Below are 4861 nucleotides of genomic sequence, written 5' to 3'. Positions count from 1 at the left end.
ACCCTCGACGGCACCACCTCCCCCGGCACCACCCACACCCCCCTCGTCGGCGCCGACCTCACCCTCACCGCCGGCACCACCCTCGACCTCCCCCTGAACCCCGACTTCGAACACGCCGTCCTCACCATGTCCGGCGCCCTCACCGTCGACTCCGTCCCCCTCACCCCCGGCGCCATGCTCTACCTCGGCACCGACCGCCCCCACCTCCCCCTCCACGCCCCCACCGACGCCACCTTCCTCCTCCTCGGCGGCGAACCCTTCCCCGAAAAACTCGTCATGTGGTGGAATTTCATCGCCCGCACCGGCGACGAAATCCGCCAGGCCCGCACCGACTGGGAAACCGCCACCCGCTTCGGCGAAGTCCACGGCTACGCCGGCCCCCGCCTCCACGCCCCGGCCCTCCCCGACCTCCCCCTCAAAGCGCGTGGACGCGAGCGCTGACCTGGGACAGTACCTCGCTGGCGGCCTCTGTGTCTGCCGCTGTCGACAGGGCTGTGTGGGTGCCTGTGGCAAAGTTTGCTCGTATAGGTGCAGATCCATTGCTAACGCTTTGATCTTGCATCAGCTTTGGTTTGGTTGCTTCGAAGGGGCGGGTCTTCGCGAGTTGGGGCGACCCGTGCACTGCGTTGGCGTCGGGATCCTGGCCAGTGCCCTGCGCCGGAGATCCGTCGGCAGGCCCCAGCGAGGGGGTTGAGGATCTCGTTCGCGGTCTTGGTCCAGGTGAACAGTGTGGTTCTTTGTTTCAGGTCCTGATCCAGTTGCGGATGTATCGTTCGGCAGCGTGGATGTTCTTGTGGGCTGCGCGGCCGGTCATCTGGTCGGCGAGGAAGCCGAACCATCGCTCCACCTGGAAACTTATCCGGTCGATCAAGTGTGGAACCAGATGATGAGGGCGGCTGCGGTGGCCGTGCCGAGGTAGACGTAGTCGCGTTTGTCGTAGCGGGTGGGTGCGCCACGAGGCGCCGTGGAGTCGAGTGAGGTGAGAGACCTTCACCACTCGACGCCGGGTTGTCGCAGCAACCCGGTGAAGCTGGGGGCAGTTCGTCTCGGGGGATGCCGAGGCGGGTGGTAAGCAGCCCTGACAACGCCGGGACGGACTGGTATTGCCAGACGGTTCGGGTCCGGCAAGCGAGACGGGAAAGTGTACGCGAGGAACCAGTGCTTGACGCCCCGTAATTACGGCACCGGCTCCAACCTGGCGGATCTGGGCCGGATGCAGTGCATGATCGTCGGCATGCTGACGATCGACTCCGAAGCTGATTCCACTTGTCGGTGGGGAGGCCACACCGAATGGCTGCGGCGTAGGTGTGGCGATTCTGCCGGGGTAGAGCTGGGCACCTCACCCGTCGATCGACTCCGTGGTGAACGTGGGAACTGTCCGCGGCCGCCCTCCGTATGGGGTCTCCAACCCGGCCGAGGGCAGGGCTATCGCCGGCGGACGGCCGCCGGACAGGACGGAGGCTCCGTAGTGCCCGGAGGCCGGGAGAGCCGGTCACGTGGGGAAGGGGGCCAGCAAGTCGGCAGTGAGGATGCTGGAATGCCAGGAGGTTGTCGCCGGTGAACACTGACGAGCTGGAGTCCGCCCTTCTCAGGGCGGAGCTGCGGGTACTGGAGATCCAGACCAAGCTGTACCGTTGGGCAAACGGTGATCCTCATCGCAGGTTCGACGATCTGTTCAACCTCGTGGCCGGCCCCGCCTTCCTTCTGGTGGCTTGGGACCGGGTCCGGGGAAATAAGGGCGCCCGCGCGGCCGGAGTGGACTGGAGAACTGCACACTCCATCGAGGCCGAGCAGGGAGTCGAGGTCTTCTCGACGGGCTGCGGTCTAAGCTGAGAGAACGCAGCTTCCGGCCGGTCCCGGTGCGTGAGCGGATGATCGCGAAGGCGAACGGCAAGCTCCGCCGCCTGGGCATTCCGACCTGGCGGACCGGGTGGTCCAGGCGCCCTTGAAGCTGGTGCTGGAGCCGGTGTTTCGAAGCGGATCTCCTCCCGTGTTCGTACGGGTTCCGCCCGAACCGCCGGACTCAGGACGCTGTCGCCGAGAGCCGATTCCTCGCCAGCCATTCCTACGAGTGGGTGGTGGAGGGCGACACACGGCGTGCTTCGACGAGATCTCCTACACGGCTCTCATGGGCCGGGTGCGGGATCGGATCGCGGACAAGCAGGTCCTGCCGCTGGTGAAGGCGTTCCTCAAGTCCGGGATCATGTCCCGGGACGGAACCCTTGCCGACACACGCACCGGCACCCCACAGGGTGGGATCCTCTCGCCACTGCTGGCCAATTTCGCCTTGACCGTGTTGGACGAGTACGTCACCAACCGGCCGGGCGGGCCGACCACCACCGAGGCACGACGCGCGGGACACCGCCGCCGTGGCGAGCCCAACCTTCGGTTGGTCCGCTACGCGGACGACTTCCTGATCCTCGTGTCCGGCACTCGCGAGCACTGCGAAGCACTGCGCGAGAAGTTGGCAGCGGTTCTCGCGCCGATGGGCATGCGTCTGTCGATGGAGAAGACGAGGATCACCACATCGACGAGGGCCTCGATCTTCTCGGATGGCGCATCCGGCGTCACCGGAAGAAGGGCACTGATCGGCCGTACGTCTACACCTATCCGGCCTGGAATTCGTTGCGTTCCGTAATGGCTAAGGTGAAGGAACTGACCGGTCGGCAGAACGTTGGCCTGGCGCTGACAGTCCTGCTGCACCGACTGAACTCGGTGCTGCGGGGTAGGTGCGCGTACTTCCGTCCCGGGGTTTCGAACGTCGCCTTCTGCTGTCTCAGCCACTCCGCGTGGATGATGGGTCATTTGGTGGATATGACGCAAACACCCCGGGATCACGTGGAAGCAGCTTCGCCGCCGCTACTGCGGAGGCGGCTGGTGGCCCGCCACGGAGGAGAGAACTGTTCAACCCGGCAAAGGTGAGCACGACCAGATACCGATACCGGGGAAAAGTCATCCCGAGCCCGTGGCCCACTGCGGCATGAGTATCTGAATGACCCCGAACGGGGCTTGTGGAGAGCCCGGTGCCCGGAGACGGGCACGCCGGGTTCGGGAGGCGACTCGGGGAAACCCACTTGTGGAGAGACCAGCAGGGCGCCCCGAGTCGACCTCACCCATCGCTCGGGTCTGTTTGAGCTTGTTGATGGCCCGTTCGAGTGTTGCGTTTCCTGTACCGCTCCTTGTCGAAGCTAGGTGGCCGCCCTCCGCGTGAGCCCTTGCGCGGGCGGGCGGCCCGACTGTCGGTCTTCTCCGGGATCGTGTGCGGCATGCCGCGTCTGCGCAGGTAGGTGTAGCACGGGCCATTGCTGTAGGCCTTGTCGGCGGCCAGATTGTCGGGCGTCTTGTGGGGCTGGCCCGGACCGGTCCGCGGGACACGGATGTCTTCCGGTGCGGGTTCGAACTGTGTGCAGTCCGCCCGCTGCCTCGACGTGACGACCAGGGACATTGGGCGGCATCGGCCGTCCGCGCTCAGGTGGACCTTGCTGGTGAACCCGCGCATGAGCGGCCCAGGCCCTCGCCTCCAGCACCACTCCCGCCAGGCGGGCGGGGGGCTCTGCCACGGCGTCTCGTCCTGGTGTTCTTCCGGCCGCAGCCCCTGGGAGGCTGGGGCCGGTGGCGGAGCCGTGCGGGCACCGGCCGCGTGTTGGTGGGCCCGCACGATCGTGGAGTCGGCGGAGACGTCCCAGCCGATGTAGCCGGCTGCGTCGGCTTCGGCCCGGACCTGCTGGAGCAGCCGTTCCCAGGTCCCGTCGGCCGACCACTGCCAGTGGCGTTCGAGACGGTCTTCCTGGTCGATCTTGACAAGGAAATTCTTGACTCCGCCGCGCAGTATCGGCGGTGCAGGGAGGTGATGACCTTCCCGCCGCCGGTGTCGAAAGCAGTAAACAGAGTGGTCAGTCCATTGCGCAGATCGTTGCGCTCGGGCGTGCCCGGCATCATGCGCAGCACTGGCTGGGAGCAGTTCAGGGCCTGGATCTGCGACTTCTCGTCGACCGACAGCACCGCCGGCCCTCGGGTGGGTCGAAGTAGAGGCCGACCACGTCGTGTACCTTCTCGATGAACAGCGGGTCCGTGGAGAGTTCGAAGCTGTCGGCCAGGTGGGGCTTAAGCTGGAACGTCCGCCAGATCCGCCCAACGGGCGACTTCGAGAGGTCGCACTGGGCCGCTATCGCACTCCGCGACCAGTGCGTCGCGGTCTTCGGGATCTCCTCCAGCGCCGACACGACAACCGCTTCAACCTCGTCCGCCGCAATCGTGGGCGGCCGGCCAGGTAGGGGTTCGTATGCTAGACGGTTCAGTCACTCGGCCAAGGCCGGTACTCGTTCCCGTCAGCCTCACCGATGGCGACAACCTCAGGGCCAGTCAGAGTTGCGCCGCTGACCAAGACCTCGACCTGCCCCTCCCCAGGAATGGGTGTGGATCTCGTGCCGCTTCCGGCAGAAGCATGAATTCCATACTGCCACTTCGCCTAGCCCGGCAGCCGTCGGGCTCGACCTGGAGGTCCGACGGCCTGAACTCCGAGCGTCGCCCGGCCCCTGCGTATGGACCGCAGACCAAATGCAGTACTGAGAAACTCGGGGCAGTCACCCCATATGACGAACATGCGTTCGATATTTGGAGGGGTCGTCGCGGGTCGCACGCCCCGATTCAACTGTTGTCGGTGGCAGAGGCTAGCCTTCACCCGACCGGTTGTAGGTGCACCGTGAAGGAACTGCCATGCCAAGGCTGAGGGCGGGGCACGTCGTCCAGTCGCAGGCCGTCCACGACGCGGGTGACCATGGGATTTGATCAGCGTATGGCATTGGCGAGGGGGCAGGGCATGATGGGCGAGACGGTCGACTGTCCTGAGTGCGGTGGCAGC

Annotated in this window: 6 protein-coding genes; 4 read left to right on the top strand and 2 right to left on the bottom strand. The window is 66.0% G+C overall.

What is annotated here, in order from left to right:
* The 4 genes from ACFVVL_RS19110 to ACFVVL_RS19095 form a co-directional block, all read left to right on the top strand.
* Positions 1 to 441: pirin family protein (locus tag ACFVVL_RS19110; protein ID WP_387676660.1), on the top strand; the 441-nt coding region annotated here is incomplete at its 5' end.
* A 1116-nt stretch (positions 442 to 1557) separates the two neighbouring features.
* Positions 1558 to 1833, top strand: coding sequence for a hypothetical protein (locus tag ACFVVL_RS19105; protein WP_387676657.1), 276 nt, complete (start codon positions 1558 to 1560; stop codon positions 1831 to 1833).
* A gap of 304 nt (positions 1834 to 2137) precedes the next feature.
* Positions 2138 to 2638 (top strand): reverse transcriptase/maturase family protein, encoded by a 501-nt coding sequence (locus tag ACFVVL_RS19100; RefSeq protein ID WP_387676654.1) that lies wholly within the window; start codon positions 2138 to 2140, stop codon positions 2636 to 2638.
* Positions 2638 to 2922, top strand: a complete 285-nt coding sequence (locus ACFVVL_RS19095; RefSeq protein WP_387676651.1) for a group II intron maturase-specific domain-containing protein — start codon at positions 2638 to 2640, stop codon at positions 2920 to 2922. The genes ACFVVL_RS19100 and ACFVVL_RS19095 overlap by 1 nt, the downstream gene beginning before the upstream one ends.
* Positions 2923 to 3109: 187 nt before the next feature.
* On the opposite strand, the gene ACFVVL_RS19090 is transcribed toward ACFVVL_RS19095, so the two are convergent.
* Both ACFVVL_RS19090 and ACFVVL_RS19085 read right to left on the bottom strand, forming a co-directional pair.
* Positions 3110 to 3661: a transposase gene (locus ACFVVL_RS19090; protein ID WP_387676674.1), complete on the bottom strand. Its 552-nt coding sequence runs from the start codon at positions 3659 to 3661 to the stop codon at positions 3110 to 3112.
* A 301-nt stretch (positions 3662 to 3962) separates the two neighbouring features.
* On the bottom strand, positions 3963 to 4223 hold the full coding sequence (locus ACFVVL_RS19085; RefSeq protein ID WP_387676677.1) for a hypothetical protein: 261 nt from the start codon (positions 4221 to 4223) through the stop codon (positions 3963 to 3965).
* Positions 4224 to 4861 lie beyond the last annotated feature (638 nt).

Origin of the sequence: Kitasatospora sp. NPDC058115 (assembly GCF_042884635.1) — a bacterium.
In the GTDB taxonomy this organism is placed as follows: Bacteria; Actinomycetota; Actinomycetes; order Streptomycetales; family Streptomycetaceae; genus Kitasatospora.
Note: the sequence above shows the minus strand (reverse complement) of the source record. Positions and strands in the feature narration are given on the sequence as shown.